General features: G+C 43.0%; 10 protein-coding genes and 1 pseudogene. All 11 read right to left on the reverse strand.

The window, feature by feature from the left end; translation table 11 throughout:
• Positions 1–57: 57 nt before the first annotated feature.
• Complete coding sequence (locus NBH14_RS00195) at positions 58–1,920, reverse strand: RagB/SusD family nutrient uptake outer membrane protein (protein ID WP_186957856.1); 1,863 nt, start codon at positions 1,918–1,920, stop codon at positions 58–60.
• An 11-nt stretch (positions 1,921–1,931) separates the two neighbouring features.
• On the reverse strand, positions 1,932–5,300 hold the full coding sequence (locus NBH14_RS00200) for a TonB-dependent receptor (RefSeq protein WP_250817014.1): 3,369 nt from the start codon (positions 5,298–5,300) through the stop codon (positions 1,932–1,934).
• A gap of 206 nt (positions 5,301–5,506) precedes the next feature.
• A complete protein-coding gene (locus tag NBH14_RS00205; RefSeq protein WP_186957859.1) occupies positions 5,507–6,496 on the reverse strand; it encodes a FecR family protein in 990 nt (329 codons plus the stop codon).
• 78 nt (positions 6,497–6,574) lie between these two features.
• Positions 6,575–7,159 (reverse strand): RNA polymerase sigma-70 factor, encoded by a 585-nt coding sequence (locus NBH14_RS00210; protein ID WP_186957860.1) that lies wholly within the window; start codon positions 7,157–7,159, stop codon positions 6,575–6,577.
• 408 nt (positions 7,160–7,567) lie between these two features.
• On the reverse strand, positions 7,568–8,419 hold the full coding sequence (locus NBH14_RS00215; RefSeq protein ID WP_186957861.1) for a sugar phosphate isomerase/epimerase family protein: 852 nt from the start codon (positions 8,417–8,419) through the stop codon (positions 7,568–7,570).
• Positions 8,420–8,448: 29 nt separating this feature from the next.
• Positions 8,449–9,963 (reverse strand): glycoside 3-dehydrogenase, encoded by a 1,515-nt coding sequence (locus tag NBH14_RS00220; protein WP_186957862.1) that lies wholly within the window; start codon positions 9,961–9,963, stop codon positions 8,449–8,451.
• Between the two features lie 12 nt (positions 9,964–9,975).
• Positions 9,976–11,616 (reverse strand): SusD/RagB family nutrient-binding outer membrane lipoprotein, encoded by a 1,641-nt coding sequence (locus tag NBH14_RS00225; protein ID WP_186957863.1) that lies wholly within the window; start codon positions 11,614–11,616, stop codon positions 9,976–9,978.
• A gap of 30 nt (positions 11,617–11,646) precedes the next feature.
• Positions 11,647–15,063, reverse strand: a complete 3,417-nt coding sequence (locus NBH14_RS00230) for a SusC/RagA family TonB-linked outer membrane protein (protein WP_186957864.1) — start codon at positions 15,061–15,063, stop codon at positions 11,647–11,649.
• A gap of 168 nt (positions 15,064–15,231) precedes the next feature.
• On the reverse strand, positions 15,232–16,326 hold the full coding sequence (locus NBH14_RS00235) for a FecR family protein (RefSeq protein WP_186957865.1): 1,095 nt from the start codon (positions 16,324–16,326) through the stop codon (positions 15,232–15,234).
• 108 nt (positions 16,327–16,434) lie between these two features.
• Positions 16,435–16,989, reverse strand: a complete 555-nt coding sequence (locus tag NBH14_RS00240) for an RNA polymerase sigma factor (RefSeq protein ID WP_009860396.1) — start codon at positions 16,987–16,989, stop codon at positions 16,435–16,437.
• An 88-nt stretch (positions 16,990–17,077) separates the two neighbouring features.
• A pseudogene (locus tag NBH14_RS00245) lies at positions 17,078–17,401 on the reverse strand (ORF6N domain-containing protein); the annotation flags it as partial.
• Positions 17,402–17,458: the final 57 nt, after the last annotated feature.

Consider the following 17,458-nt stretch of genomic DNA (forward strand, 5'->3'; position numbering starts at 1 on the left):
AAAGATCATTAAGACAAATATCTTCTACTCCGCTATAAAAATAATGAGTTTTTAGTATTACTTCAATGGATCAAATGAGCCACCCCATTCATTGTTTTGTTGTGACATATCATTGTCGAAGTTTGCTCCCATAGTCTTGTCCCCAATGGCACCGAACCAATGCTTGGTAGAGATATTAAACGTGGAAACTTCAACTTGCTTCACATTAGGCACGAAATCAATATGGAAGAACTTCTGCGTGTCTGCATCTTTCAACGTACGTGTCCATTCGAATCCTTTAGCATCTTCCTCATCCCCGTTAAATACTACATACAGGTTGTTGTAATGCTTCTGGGCATTGATGTTGTCGAAATTCATCCAACGGCGGAGGTCGTCATAACGGAGGTTTTCTTGAGACAACTCAGCAGCACGTTCGTTGTATAACAAACGACGAACCCCTTCGAGCGTATTATACACATCCAGTCCATACCCGATAGCGCCCGCACCTTTATCGATACCAGCACGTTTACGGATTGCTGCTACATAACCCAACGCTTCATTTATATGACCCGCTTCAGCAGCACATTCGGCAAGGTTCAAGTAAACTTCACCCAAACGCAAAGCGATGGCATTATTTTCACCTTTATATGAATCTGCATTATTCAATCCCGGCGTAATGGCCTTTAACGGGAAGAATGAACCATAATGGGTAGTTCCGGCATTACGTTCCAACTGTATGTTGGACATCGCTTTATAGAACGTTTCTGTCTTCACATATGAAGTCCAGAAATACTGCCCGGCAGGAATCTCCAATGACGGAAAATCACAACCCGGAACTGAATAAGAGTCGTAGAAACGCGAATCCATTCCGTTCACCAATTTATCAAGAATTTCAGCATTGTAGGCAGCATCCGTAGAAAGGCGGTTTACATCCAGTTTCTGGCTCTTATACTCTTCATTTTCGTAGATAGCCATAGAAGAGCCATCCTTCAACGGGAATGCAAGAAGTTGAGGTGTCTGCGGTACTTGACGGCATGCCCATCCATGGGTAATATCTTCAGGAAGATATTGGTTCATGTCATAATACGAATCCGGATATTTGTAATTTCTATAAATTAAGGCTTCCGTATTAGATTTCCCTTTCGTCAACCAAATGTCGCCAAATTTATCCATCAATTTATAGCCACTCTTTTCAGCCAGTTCTAGAGCTTCCTTATTGGTTGTATAGGCTGTTTCCCAACGTCCCTTATCATTGGAACGGTTGAATAACTTACTAGCATACCACATTTGCACGCGTCCTTTGAAAGCCATGGCAGCACATTTGTCTATACGACCGTAATCAGTACCCGACCAACGGTCTGGCAAGCCCTGGATAGCCTCATCCAAGTCTTTCACAATCTGCGCCATACATTCAGAAGTAGAACTACGCTTCACCATCAACGAAGGCAGATCGTTCACATCCTGCGATTTAAGGATCAGAGGAACACCACCCAAATCCTTTACGTAAGACCAATACCGGTAAGCCCTCCAAAACTTGGCTTGTACTGCCACAGCATCTTTATCTTTAAGCGCCATGACACTTTCGGGCACTGTCTCCAACTGCTCAAGCAAGTAGTTAATCTTATCAATAATTGTATAATTAAAATCGATCCCACGGCTGGAAGCTGAAATGTTTACCCCACGCAACCACTCGCTCATGCTATCGTTTGAATCCGTTGTAAGATCCGTGTCGGTATCAGACGTAGAAGACCATCCCGGCACCATGCCGCTATAGATATCGGTCAGATATGCCTGGATCATTGTTTCATTCTGCCATACATTATCCGGATTAATTGCAGATTTGTTCTCGTAATCTAACTGACAAGAAGACAACGCCAATACGCATGCCGATAAAGTCAAAAATTTACGACCGCTTCTTTTTATTATATTGAAATTGTTCATAGATTTTATTTTTAGAAATTAACACTAACACCACCACCAAAGGTTCTCATTACAGGATAACCAACACCGCTCCATCCTGGGTTCAATTCCGGATCCCAGTGACCGAATCCAGAGATGTAGAATAAGTTCGTACCTGTTGCAAACAGCTTGATACTAGAGATTGCGTTACCTAGAGGCTGGGCAAAATTAAACGTGTAACCGATATTTAAATTGGAAAGGCGGATATAGTTAGCCTTCTTCCAGAAGAAATCAACATCTGTCCAACCATATGAACGATAGTCACGCGGAGCCAACATAGGCAGGTCTGCATTGGGGTTTTCCGGAGTCCAAGAATTTTCAATCCACTCCATATTCCACATCTGGTTGTCATGGTAATCTCCTATTACACCAAAGTTTTTATAATTATGGAATTTACCAGTGAAAGTAGCTTCTACAGAAAGTCCCTTCCAAGTAGCACCCAAATTCAAGCCCATATAAACCGGGTTATTGTTGTTGTATAGGATATCCTTATCATACTTGTTGATAATACCGTCTTTCACGCCGTCAGGACCACTCTTGTCAATATAGACGAACGAACCGGGACGAAGATCTACGCCACCACCTGAAGGCATGACATAATTAGGATTTTCCTTTTTGAAAGCATCTACTTCCGCTTGCGAACGGAGGATACGTCCTTCATAGGCAGCAATATAACTACGGTCTTTACCTACGGGGATTTCCCAATCCAACAAACCGGCAGCATAATCCTGAACCTTTACATTGTTCCATCCGTATGACAAGTTCAAACCGGCATGCCAATTGACATTACCTGTCTTATCTTCCCATCCTACACTGAAATCGAAACCTTGTCCGTTGATCACACCGTAGTTTTCAGCCGGCATCGTCTTGGAGAAAGTGGTTGGAAGCGAATTTTGGCGGTTACCCAAGATATCATACGTATGCTTGTGCCAATATTCAACAGCACCGTGCAGGTGACCTAAGAAACGGTAATCTACACCGACGTTGATACCGGTAGATTTTTCCCAAGTCAGAAATTCATTCACCAAATTTCCATACTGCAAACCATTATTCACAGCAGCATTTTCACCAAACATGTAGTTACCACCATTCTTATAACTGGTCTGCCACTGCCATCCACCGACAGCGTCATTACCTGTTAAGGCAGCAGATCCACGCAACTTCAAGAAGTCAAGCCATTCAACATCTTTCAAGAAACTTTCTTCAGATGCAACCCAAGCAGCCGATACAGCCGGGAACACACCCCAACGTTCGCTCGGAGCAAAGTTCATTGAACCGTCATAACGTACAGAGAAATTCAAGATATATTTGTTGGCATAATCGTAACCACCGATAAATACCCAAGAAGCACGCCCACCGTCTGTATCAGGACCACCATTGGAGAACTGTTTATCGGCAGAAGAACCGGCTGCCCAGAACTGGTCGGTCTGGTACAACGGGAACTGTTCGCGTCTACCATATACATAATAGTGATTGTAGTTCGAAGCTTCGTATACGGCAGCCGCATTCACATGATGATCTCCCCAACGTTTATCGTAATTAACCTGGAAGTTCAACTGTTGGTAAGTCCACCAATTGCCCGAAGCAGAAACACCGGCACCTTCATTGCTGACATAATAATTAGTCAAATTGTTTACATCGATGATATGGTTGTTTTCACCCGATTTTATCGGATAATAAAACCTTTGCAGCTCAGTGTAGTCTTTACCACGCGATGAGTTCCAACTTCCCAAATAAGAAGCCTTTACGCTCATTCCTTCTATCCATGGTAATTTATAAGTCAAGCTGACGTTGGCTTCGGGTCGTATCCAGCTATTTTTTCTGTAACCGGAAGCACCTTCGGCAGCCGCAGCCGGGTTACCGTATGCCCATCCATCGCCAATCCACTTACCGTCTGGAGAACGTGAAGGCATATATTCAAATGATACACGTGCTTTCGTGTAAGTCGCGTCCGTACCTTCTGTCGGTGAAGAAGCATAGTTTGTATTTGTATTGGCAACAGAAGCGTACAATTGCAAATCGTCGGTTATGTTAGCCGTCACATTCAAACGTATATTCAACTTATTATAGTCGGTTGACTCCATGAAACCACTCTGTGTATAGTAGTTGGCTGCCCCAAAGAATTTAATTTTTTCCGAACCGCCGCTGACGCTTAACGCATGATTCATCACGTAAGGTGTATGCCATGTGTCATCAAGCATGTTAAACCCTTGCCCGGGAAGGTTTTTGGCCCATTCCAACTCTTCATCGCTCCAACCTGAACCTTGGGGAGCAGTCAAGCCGAAGTTTTTGTATGCCTGATTAATAGCCATACCTTGCTGATAAAGATTCGTCAAAGCTACTTCTTGCGTAGCAAAATCGGCAGAGAAGTTGGCTGTATAGTTAACCGATATCTTCCCTGAAATTCCGGAACGTGTCGTAACCAAAATAACCCCTGCATCCGAACGTGCTCCATAAACAGCAGCCGAAGCGGCATCCTTCAACACGCTTACCGATTCAATTTCATTCGGGCTTAAATTATTGAACGTTTCCGCATCACGTACAATCCCGTCAATTACAAACAACATCGGTGAGGAATTCCACGTCGTACCGGTACGTACTCCTACACTTGCCTGTTCGCCCGGCTTACCGGAAGGAACGGAGATATGCACACCTGCCATTTTACCGACCAACGACTGTGCGGCACTGTTTGTCGGAATCTGTGCCAACGATTCCGTGAATTTGGTTGTCTCAACAGATCCAGCCAACAGCCCTTTCTTCTGAGTAGTATAACCCACTACGACCACCTCTTCCAAAGCCTGGGTGTCTTCTTTCAGAATAATCGAAAAATTATTTTTTTTACTTACAGATATTCTTTGGGTTATATAACCAATATAAGAGATTTCAATTGTTGCATTGTCGGGCACTTCCAAGGTAAACTTTCCGTCCATATCCGTAGTTGTTCCTGTGCTTGTTCCCGGAATGGACACGTTTGCACCGATAATAGGTTCGCCGTTATTATCGGACACGACTCCTGTTATCGTTTTAAGTTTCTGATTCACACCTGGTAATTCAGACTTATCAGCTCTGTATAATACAATATGTTTATCACTGATCGTATACCGGATATTCTCACTTTTGAATATTTCATCCAGAATATCCGTCACCAGTTTATTCTTTACATTAACAGATACTTTACGGTTTACATTTACCTGATTCAGGTTGTAAGTAAAATAGAATGAACTTTTCTGCTCTATCATTGACAAGACATCCTGCACTGTCATGTTCTCCACGTTCAACGATAGTTTTACCGATTGCGAGTAAGTGACACTCGCCGTGATTTGCATTGTACCCAATAATAAAAACAATAAGATACACCTCATAATAAATAGACTTTTCCGGAGCCATGACGATTTATGCGTACCGCATGGCATACACTTCTTAATAAAATTCATACATTTGTAAATGATTAGTTAGTAATAAATTTAGGTTGTCTCTAATGCGTTACTCGCTTAATCCGAACCGGGGATGTTTGCAGCATCTTCGGTTCTTCATTTTTATAACATCCATGTCTTCTTCATAAGCATTCTCATTTTATAGGTTTATAAATCTGTATCTGATCCCCCTGAATTTTATAATCCAGTTTGCGGGTATCTTTCAATAGGGTAAGTATCTGATTTATTTTGGCTGTTTCCTTGAAACGGCAAGTAAATAATTCCGTATTGAGTTCCAGATCTTTCACTGTGATATGAACATTGAAACGACGTTCCAGATCAACTACAATATCGATCAGTTGTTTATTAATATAAGCCGCTTCGCCCACCGTCCACGATTTGACTAAAGAGGCGTTGACCGTTTTATTGACTACCAGGCCGTCATCTTTAGAATAGGTAACCTGCTCATTCGGTCTTAGAGTTACTTTATGTTCATTGTCATTTGTAGCGACTTCCACTTTTCCTTCTGCCAACGTTATGGAAGACGGTTCTTCATTGTATGCTCTCACATTAAACTTCGTGCCCAATACTTTTACCTGGAGTAAATCAGCATGTACGATAAACGGCGCTTTTTCATTATGTGCGACTTCAAAAAAGCCCTCGCCTTCAAGCTTAACATCCCGCTTCTTTGATGAAAACTGAGCAGGATAGGTAAATTTACTATGAGAATTCAGCCAGACTTTTGTACCATCGGATAAGGTTAAAGAAGCCCTTTGACCATTAGGGACTTCAATCGTATTCATGGAAGAGGGCTGTTCCTGCCATAAAAAATAAAGATTAGTACTTAATAATCCGATCAACACAATTGCTGCAGCATATTTCATCCATGAAATATAAACAGGACGTCTCCGGCTTATTTCCACTTTTACTTCCTTTTCCTGCAATCCGGACATAAAACGTGCATAGGCCCTTTCGACCTCTTGTTTGTCGGAAAAACGTAGCTGGTCTTTCAAACTCCAGATACGCTCCATCTCAAACAGCCAATCAGCATTTGCCTGATCAGAAGCAATCCATTGATCGACCACCTTTATTTCTTCCGAAGTACATCGGTGGGTCAAAAATCGTATTAGTATTTCCTCATTCATAGATCTTTCTTATCGTTTATATAAAGAAGACAACTGGGGCATCGGAAACTACGTAGTCAAAAATGAAAAAAGTTCAAATTAATTTATAATCCGGCAAAAGGCGATATATAGTATCAGCAAATCTTTTAAATCTTCCCGCAGGAAAAGTACTGCATTACGGACATGAACTGCTACCGTACGTGGTGATATTCCAAGCTTATCAGCAATTTCTTTATGCGGCAAATCCTCATAATAACACAACCGGAACACTTCTGCCGCTTTAGGTGGTAATTTTTTCACGGAAGCTTCGATCTGTTCACGAATATCACAATCGATCACTTGTTTCAGTACATCATTTGAATCGGTCCGGTCATTTAGAAAAGCGATACGTGCTTCGGCTATTCGTATTTTAGCATTATACTCTTCTACGACCATTTGATGTTTCAAATAATTCAGACAGCGATTTTGAAGGGATTTAAAGAGATAGGACTGTACACTATTTACATCGATTTGTTGTTTTTGTTCCCAATAGAATGTAAAGATATCCTGCACCAGATCTTTCGCTGCCTGTTCATCCACAAAACGACAAGCCAACGACAGCAGTTTCGGATAAAAGTGAACAAAGAATCTTTTAAAAGCTTCCTGATCTCCTTCCTTTATTCTATGTATATCAATAGGCCCCAAGTTATATAAGTCTTAATTAACAACAATATCTATCAGTGGTAATACCAAGTTCTTGAGGAACTATGGCATTATTTTGAGATAAGAGGCTTGAAATCAGGCACCTAAGGAGAATAGTGCAATTATCTTCGAATATTCATTTTTAAATATTATTTTTCTGTTTATAACAGATCAATGGATTTTCCTACCTGAATTAACTATTTATAATATAAATAGATTATATTTGCGGTGGGAGAAATATATTAGTTCCTCAAGAACTTCATACCAATACCTAAAACGAGAGAATAGCCTGAATCCTTTAATTTCTATAGCCTAGAAAACGAAAATAAAAAAATGAGATACAAAGACTATAATAAAAATAGCTTTGAACCTCATTTTTTATGTGAACGGGATATTATTCTATATCCTTACTTATTCGGTCAGTTCATTGAAATACCGGATGCACTCTTTTATGTCCGGTACGGAATTTTCCCAGTTGTATTCGTATTCAATAGAGAAAACGCCTTTAAAATGCTGCCGTTTCAGCTCCTGTAACATTCCTTTCACGTCGAGGATACCAGTTCCCCAGATTACGTCGTGTTGCTCTTTTTCTCCTTCCTGTTTTGCTGCAATGTCTTTGAAATGGAGAGAAATGAGGCGTCCTTCGAGTTTTTTCAGGCAATCCAGCTGGTTCAGGCCCTCACGACGCCAATGGCCGACGTCCGCACAGGAACCGATCTGCTTGCTACGGCCGGCAATCGCTTGCAACAGGTTATCCGGATTCCAGTAATCGGATGGTTGCGGGTGGTTGTGCACAGAGATTTTTATGCCGTACTGCTCAGCCAGTTTTTCTACGAGGTCCCAGTCGTTTAAAGCAGGTTCGCAGGTGATAAACTCCATGTCCATATCTTTTGCAAACCTGAACATCTTCTCCCAGTCTTCCGACTTGTTGGCCACATACACACCCGTTGCTATGATCTTTATACCTTTGGAAGCAGCCAGTTCTTTGAGTTCTTTCCGGGTCTGGGCATCCAGGTCGAAACCAAAGACTTTATCGCCCCACTTTCCGCCCAACTTATGGCCCGGATATACTTCTATATACTTCACTCCCAGTTCCTGAGTTTTATCCAACGCTTCCGTCAACGGAAAGAGATGGAATGTATAAGACTGTATGGCTATCCTCCAATCTTGTTTTTCCGCTTTCGTCTGTTTGCAGGCAGACAAAAAGCATGCAAACAACAAAAGACAAACAACGGGTAATAATACTTTCTTTATTCGTTTCATCCTATTATCTTTTTATTGTTGGCGGGGAATTATTCAGGCATATCGGGTAACGAGAAGCCATTTTCGTAGGTATGCCTGATCCATTCGGATGCCATATCTGCCGCACTGAAGTCGGCATAACGCCGGTCGAAACGGGGATCTCCGTCAATTACCTTGAAATCGTCTACCGTTACAATCTTTATCTTATCATTGGGGGAAATATTCGTAAAACGCATATTTTCGCCATCCCATTGGAGTTCACGATGGAGGCCGTATAAACCGGAAAGACGGACAGCCAGAACGCCCATCACAACCATCTCATTGAAAGGTCCGGAGAACTGGAAGTTGGACGATGCCTCCGTTCTACTACCCGCCGGTTCCTTACAGGCACGAATCCAGTCCTGTTCATGTGCATTCGTATTCCAGATATCACCGTTACCTCCTTTGACACGAGGTATGGTCGGTTTAGGCTGGTTGAAATTCTCCATGGCAGAGAACGGCAACAAAGTAGGATTCATTCCGTAACAACCGGTCATGATCTTCCCTTTCGTTCCGACGAAGATAATGCCCCCGTTCTCATCTCCCATCATCTCCCCGTCTTTCAACTCTTCCGGCCGGGGCGGCATCAGGCCACCGTCATACCAATATACTTTCACCTCCGGCATCTTCACGTTTCCTTTTGGCGGACGTGCCGGGAAGGTATAAGTCACCACCTGGGCATGAGGAGGAGAATACAGGTTGCTAAGAGTAGAGCTGCCGATCACACTTGTCGGATACTTCAGGTCGAGCGCCCAATAAAGCGGGTCCATGATATGACAGGCCATATCGCCCAGTGCACCGGTACCGAAATCCCACCAGCCACGCCAGTTCCAGGGAGTATAAACGGGATTGTACGGACGTTTCCGGGCAGGGCCGATAAACAGGTCCCAGTCCAGCGTCTTCGGACATTTCACGACCGTTTTCGGTTCCTGCAAACCCTGCGGCCAGATAGGACGATCGGTCCAGCAATGTACTTCATACACATCGCCTATTATACCGGATTGTATCCATTCCGCCACCTGGCGGCACCAGTCGAAAGAGTTACCCTGGTTACCCATTTGTGTCGCCACCTTATATTTTTTAGCCAGACGGGTAAGCAGACGGGATTCATAGACAGAATGTGTAAGCGGTTTCTGGGTATAACAATGCTTGCCCAGCGTAATTGCATGGGCGGTCACACCGGCATGGGTATGGTCCGGGGTAGCCACCATTACAGCATCGATTGAACTGCCGATCTCATCAAACATCACTCTCCAGTCTTTGAACCTGCGGGCATTAGGATAATCCTTAAAGGTCTTATCCGCATAGTGCCAGTCCACATCACATAGGGCAACGATATTCTCCGTGCTCATGTTCGCCAGGTTACGGCGTCCCATTCCACCGACTCCGATCCCGGCAATATTCAGTTTATCACTCGGTGCTGTAAACCCGAAAGAACGCCCCAGTACATGTCCGGGAACGATGGTAAGACCGGCGGCAGCAAAGACCCCGGTCTTGATAAATGTTCTTCTTGAAATGTTCGTCATGGTATTCTTTATTTATTGTTTAGCATCCCACCACATACGGGTTGTCGTTTTATCCTCGCCAATACGGGATACCGCTGCATTATAATTATCTTCATTCACAATAGCTTCCTGTGCCGGATACGTAATACGCCGGACAGATCCCCGCCAGTCACGTTCGCCGGCTTTTACTACATAACCCGGTTCGGGAGCAACAAACGGCTCCAAATCAGGGATGTTCAGACGACGATAATCATTCCAGGCTTCCCAACCGTTATCCGGGAAATTCGCAAAATACTTCTGGGTGATGATCTTCTCCAACTGGGAGTCGTGTGAAGTTCCTTTATTATCGAAGGGAACGGTAGTCCCGTAAGCATTCGGCATTGTCGATTTCATATATTTATCGACAGTATCGTCCGGAATTCCGGCTTCCGCCATAGAGGCTTTGATCCCTTCTTCATAAAACTCTTTTGCAGAGCCTCCCATATTCCAGCCACGGAGTGCCCCTTCCGCACGCAGGAAACATATTTCGGCGTAATACATCAGAATCTGGTCGCGGTTAAACTGGATGGTAAAAGGAACTCCCGGGGTCTTCGTGTCGCTCACATAATAGACTCCAATGCGGGAGTTATTCGTCCGGGAATTCTCGGGAAGTTCTCTTTCCGCTACCGGCAGACCGGACGGAACGCCTTTCCATCTTCCCCGGAAATCTTCAGTTGCACCATTATACTCGTTAGTCACATTAAAATAAACAGGACCGCGCGGATCGACACAGGCAGGTACATTCGTATATCCTTCTCCTTCCGGGAACGGGATACCACCCAAACCTGTCAGCAATTTCTCCATCGAGTAACTCATAGTCTGCCGTTTCCCGTTGAACAAATGAGCATTCGCATAATAGAACCGTCCGTCAAAGATATAACTCTGGCAACGCCAGATCTTCACATTATCGTTGTTCGATCCGAGTAATGCACCTGCTGTCACAGCGGCTTCGGCTTCTTCTTTCGCTTTCGCCGGGTCGACTTCCGTCAGGCGCATGGCAAGACGCAACCGCAAACTATTGGCGAAGCTTTTCCAACGGGTTATATCTCCATTGAATATCAAATCACCTTTACCAGGGTTCGCCCCTTGTACGTCCAATGCGGCAGACGCTTCCGCCAACTCCTTGAACATATCATAATAAATATCTTTCTGAGGATCATAGGGCGCAGCCAGGCCGGAACCATCGGCAGCCTTAAAATAAGGGATATCCCCCCACAAATCGGTAGCCCTATGAAATAGCCAGACTTTCCAGATACGAGCTATCTGAACGGTATTTACCAATTTGGGATCGTCAGAATAGTTTTTAATTATTTCATTCAGTGCATCGATCCATTGCCAGTGCATATTCCAAAAATCCTGTGTCCAGCTTTCTACCGGCACACAGTTGTTAGAGGCATATTTATCATTTGCAAAATACTGCGCGAAATTATCCACATACAGGTTGTGAATGCGCTGATACATATCTACATCCAATGTTCCTTTTATCATCGTCGGAGTCAACAGGAACGTGGGATCGACGGTCTCCGGTGTCGGGTCGTTCGGATTGAGGTTGATACTATCGAAACTCTCGCACGAGGTTAAGGCTACTCCGCAAAAAGCCAAACCTAACAAATATGATTTTATATGTATATTCATATCAAATACTATTAATGATCCAACAATCGTTTAGAAAGAAACATTCAGGTTGAAACCGAAACTACGCATGGATGGCAGTGAGGCATATTCAATACCCTGCCCGTTTCCCGTACTGTAAGAAGATTCGGGATCATACCCCGGAATATTGTTTTTGATCAGCCACAGGTTACGACCTACAAAACTCAGTTTCAGATTGGTAAACGGAGTTTTGGCCAGCATCTTATTAGGGAACATATAGCCAATAGTCAGTTCACGTAACCGAAGATTGGTTCCGTCGTAGATAAATTCTTCACCAGCACGAGATACACGGTCCCAGTATGCCTGGGGATTAGCTGCGACTGTATTCTGTTTTCCGTCGGCAGTAACTCCGTCCACCACGATACCACCTGTACCGGCATACCATTCGTCACGGCCTGCCAACGACATTTCAGTTGTACCGTATTGGGAACCACGAGCCAGAGAGTTTACGAAAATATCACCACCATAACGCATATCCAGCATAAAACTGAATGATAAATTCTTATAGGTAAATGAGTTTATCATACTTCCTGTCCACTTGGGCATATAATTACCGATTTTAGTATTCATATCGCTTTCCAACAATGGCAGACCATTCTCATCAATAATCTTACGCCCTTGTTCGTCACGCTGGTAAGCCCGCCCGTACAAATCGCCATACGTACTGCCTTCCGTAGCAACCACATTCACGAAATCGGTATTCGACAGGATAAAACGCCGGGAATCCGGATGTAATTCTTTGATCTTATTGCTATTCTTCGAATAATTTACAGATACATTCCATTCAAAGTCTTTCGTCCGAACCGGAGTTCCGCTTAGAACGATCTCTATACCTGTATTCTGAATATTTCCGGCATTGATCATCCGGGAACTCTTACCGGTTGTCGAGGAGATAGGCAGAGCCAGAATCTGGTTGGTTGCATTTTTCTTATACCAGGTAAAATCCGCTCCCAACCGGTTATTAAAGAAACGGATATCGAAACCAGCCTCGGTCGATTTGATCAGCTCCGGTTTCAGGTCTGCCAATGGGATCGTACTGGCAGTCGATGCTCCCTTGATATCATCGATAACAGTATAAATACCATAAGTGGTGAGTAAGCGGTAAGGATCGGTATCGTTACCAACTTCCGCATAGGAGGCTCTCAGTTTTGCGAGGGACAACCATTCCGGCACATTCACTTCATACGAACGAAGCATATCCGACACAACCCAGCCAAGCCCTACTGAAGGGTAGAAGAACGAACGGTTCCTGAAAGGCAGTGTAGACGACCAGTCGTTGCGGGCTGTCACATCCACGAAAACCCAGTTTCCATAACTCAACTGAGCAAAACCATATACTGAATTTACTGACTTCTTGGTGATATAATTACTTGGAGTAGGCGTTTCGCCATTGCTGATCGCAAAGAAATCAGGGATCGCCAACAAGCCTGTCGACATCGCATACGAATTACTTTGCTGGAACATCAGGTTGCCACCGACACTCAGGCTCCCGGAGAAACCGGAATCCCACCAGTTATCTTTTGAAGCAGTTACCAAAGCATCCGTATTTCGTTCCCTGAAGTCACCCGTATTCAAGCCGTAATCACCTTTTCCGTTATATTTTCCATAAGGAGTACCGGAAGCATGGCGCCAATCCCCTTTTTCCCAATACATATCTTCACCGTGACGCAACTTGATGGTCAGCCAGGATGTAGGGGTGTACTGCAAAGCCAGAAAACCGATAAAACGGTCACGCTGGTTATTATTCTTATTGAAATCGGTTGTATAATAGGGATTCAACACATAGTTCGCTTCATCCGTCGTCCAGCGCTTTACAACTCCGTTCTCATCTACACCACCAACCATATCCGAATAATGCACATTCCGGGGCATCATCAGGTAGTTAGCCATGATATTCTCCGGGCTGCCTGTCAATTGCGGACGGTTCCAACCACGCTGTTTCACATAGTTGACTTTAGCATCCAAAGAAAGTTTTTTGCTGAGATTGACCGTAGAACGTAAGTTCAGCATATATTTATCCTGATAATTGGTAGGAATAATCCCATCCATACGTTGATACGACAACGTTCCCCGGAAAGATGTTTTTTCATTTACAGCGTTTGCTTCCAATGTGTTTGTTGTCGTCACACCGGTCCCCAGAAAGTCGGTGATATCATTATCATAGGGCGAATAAGGGCGTTCCTGACCAGTCCAGTCTTTCAGCATCTGACCTTCCATCTTCGCTCCCCAACTATAATTGCTGTTGGCATCGAATATGCCATTCGTACCTTGTCCGTACTGGTTCTGCATTTTAGGTTTAATCAACGGAGTTTCCATCATTACATTTGAGTTCCAGGTAATTCCCAGTCCTTTTGCTTTGGAACCCTTCTTGGTTGTAATCATCAGGACACCGTTACCGGCGCGTGCTCCGTACAAGGCGGCAGCGGCTGCACCTTTCAAAACGGATATCGATTCGATATCATCGGGGTTTATATCAGACAAGCCATTACCGCCGTCACTACCACCCCACTGATCTATACCGGAAGTTCCACTGTTAAAGTTATTGACAGGGACACCATCCACCACCACCAATGGTTCATTATTACCGGCAATGGAGTTATTACCACGAATGACTATACGGCTGGAACCGCCTTCCCCGTTACCGCTCCGGCTGATCTGTACCCCAGCGAGCTTACCACTCAGGCTATTCAGAACATTATTCTCGCGGGCTTCCGTCAGGGATTCGCCTTTAACTTCCTGTACGGCATATCCCAATGCTTTAGTCTCGCGTTTGATACCTAAAGCCGTTACTACAACTTCCCCTATATGCTCTGTCGAAGGATGTAATACAATAGTAAAGGTACGCTGGCTCCCTACCGGTATTTCCTGTGACAGGTATCCGATATAAGAAACTACCAATATAGCATTCGCCTGCGATATTTTCAGGTTAAAACGCCCGTCAGGATCGGTTATCACACCGTTATTAGTTCCTTTTACCAAAATATTGGCACCAATGACCGGCTCACCGGTATCATCTTTTATCACACCGGAAATATCTATTGACTGCTGAACGGAAGGCAATGCAGATGTAGCAGCTTCTTTCCTTTTGACAAGTATCTGCCGATTATCAATTTTATAAGTGAGATCCGTCCCTTTAAACAACTGGTCGAGTATCACCGTTACAGGCTGATTATCGACATTTACATCAACAACTTTATGGGAATCAATCACATTGTCCAGATAGACAAATACAAATTCACTGTTTTTCTCTATGTAATTGAAAACCTCTTTGATTGATTTATTATTCATCCGCATAGTCAGCGTAGCCGACTGTGCATATGCTTCGGCAGCAAATACACTGCCTATACTCAGGTTTATTAAAAAGCAGAAAAAGAAAACACTTTTAGGTATTTTGGTAAGTGTTTTTATCAAGGCATGTTCTTTTTTCATACATTTGTGATGTTTTTTCGTTAAACAATAAATAGTTAACAGCTAACGTTTAATTGAAAACTCAGGCCGGATAATATTCCCAGTATTATCCGGTTCGTTTTTACAGTTCCAAATTCACTCCATAGGCATTACGATTTAAAAGGTTAATATTCCGGATTTATTTTATTTTTATTCTATCAGTTCCACTGTGATAACATTTTCTGTTTTATCAAATGTTACCGGGGCAAAGCCTGTGACCAGTCTCAATACCTCTTCAAGGCTATCCCTCAGATCCAGTTTTCCACTCACATAATACGGTTGCCCTACGCTTCCCTTATATCTGATATCCTGTCCATAGTAGCGGGACAAACGGTTGAACACCTTATCGAGAGGTTCCTTGTTAAATATCATCAGTCCCTGCGTCCAGCAGACATATTCCGAAGCGTCCACTTTGCGCGTACTTATTTCCGAATTTTTCATGCTGAATAATTCGTCAGGCGCTAATGTAACTTTCTGTTTTGCATTTGTTTCGACCTCAACCTTCCCGGAGACTAAAACAACCGACGATTCTTTATCCTCTTTATAGGCACAGACGCCGAATGAGGTTCCCAATACCTGAACACTCATGCCTTCCGCCTTCACATAAAACGGTCGGTTTACATCACGCTTCACCTCCAGATAAACTTCCCCGTCTACATATATCTCACGTTTTTCTTTCGAAAATACTGCGGGATAAGTAACTTTTGTCCCTGAATTCACATAAATATGCGTTCCGTCAGCAAAATAAATATGGGTCCGCTTCCCTTTAGGCACAATTATCTGATTATAGACAGGAGACTCATTTGTATCAGATTTGACTTCCTGACCTACAGTCTGAGAATTGACAATGACTGTTCCATCGCTCTTATATTTCAGGCTGGCATCATCATCTACATTCAGCAGCTTTTCTCCGGTAGTAACAAGCAATATTTTATTATTCCCTGTTTCCTGAGTACTTAATGTTTGTGCGAGTTCCTCAATAGATTGTCCGTCTATCCTGCCTGAATGCAGCCAAAAAGAGATACCCCCGACGACAAACAGGACTACAGCAGCTGCTACAGTATAAAGAAGCCTGCGACGTATCGCATGCCGCTCCATCCTTTCAATACGTTCAGTGATTACGTTCCAACTTTCCCGTTCTCCTTCGCCATACCTATCTGCTTCATAATGACGATAAGCAAGAAGATGTTTACGGATCATTTTCCCAAACTGTATTTTCGGTTCTTTCCCTATAGCAGATTTCATTTTTTTAAGTCTTTATATCAAAAACACCTTCTACAGGAAAAAGTACTCAACTTTTTAAAGAAAAAGATGAGACAAGCAAAATTTTAACACTTTCTGATAAATACCTCTTTAGAGAGAGAGGTAAAATTCACGTAATTTGATCAATGTTCGGGACACTAAATTTTTGGAAGACTGATAGTTTATCCCCAACACCTCTCCTATCTCCTCATAGGACAGATCGCGAATAAAACGAAGATAAATTGCTTCCTTCTGACGCGAAGACAGTAATTTTATAGCTTTCTCAAGCTTCTTTTTCTGCATCCATTCCTCATCATTGTCTACAAAACGATCAAAAAACTCTTCATCTGCAGTAAAGTCGAAGAGAAAATCTTCGATTGTTTCCATCTGTACGGAGCTTGACACTTCTTTAAACAAACGATGTTTAAGTGCACAAATAAGGTATGTATTAATATTTATAGTCTCACTCAGATTACTTCTATTCGTATGTAGCTTTACAAACAGATCCTGGATACAATCCCTGACAAGCTCTGGATCATTACAAAGTTTTATACCGTAAGCAAGCAGTAACCGGTATTGCTTTTTATAAATATAAGCCAATGCCTTTTTATCTCCTTTCAGGAAAAGGTTCCATAATTCAGTATCGGATAACAAAGAATAAGGCATATCACACTATTAATAATTTAAACACTGCCTCAAAAATATCCATTTATTTTTATTTGTACCAAATTCTCAGCCCCCTAAAAGAAAAACGTAAGTTTATTTCAATAGCCGTATCAGAGTTGAGAACACTACTCAACATTGAAACCCCTAACTCACTGAAAGCGTACGGCATGTATTTAGGATGCTGCCCTCTACCTTTGTTTAAGGTGCTAAAATTGCACCTTAAAGACTCCCACTCATCCTTTGTTAACTCAAACATAAAGTCCGGTGCCGGGAAACGCCTAATATTATTCTTTACAGATCGTTTCAGGTATTTTGTTTCAGTACCGTACATCTCAGCTAAATCAAAGTCCAGCATGACCTTTTGCCCTCTTACCTCGTATATCTTACTTTGTATCAACTGCAGTTGTTCCATACTATTCTACTTTGATGTTGATATTCTTACCGCAAAAGAAAAACCGTTTACTATCAT

The organism is Parabacteroides caecihominis (assembly GCF_023656785.1).
In the GTDB taxonomy this organism is placed as follows: Bacteria; Bacteroidota; Bacteroidia; order Bacteroidales; family Tannerellaceae; genus Parabacteroides; species Parabacteroides segnis.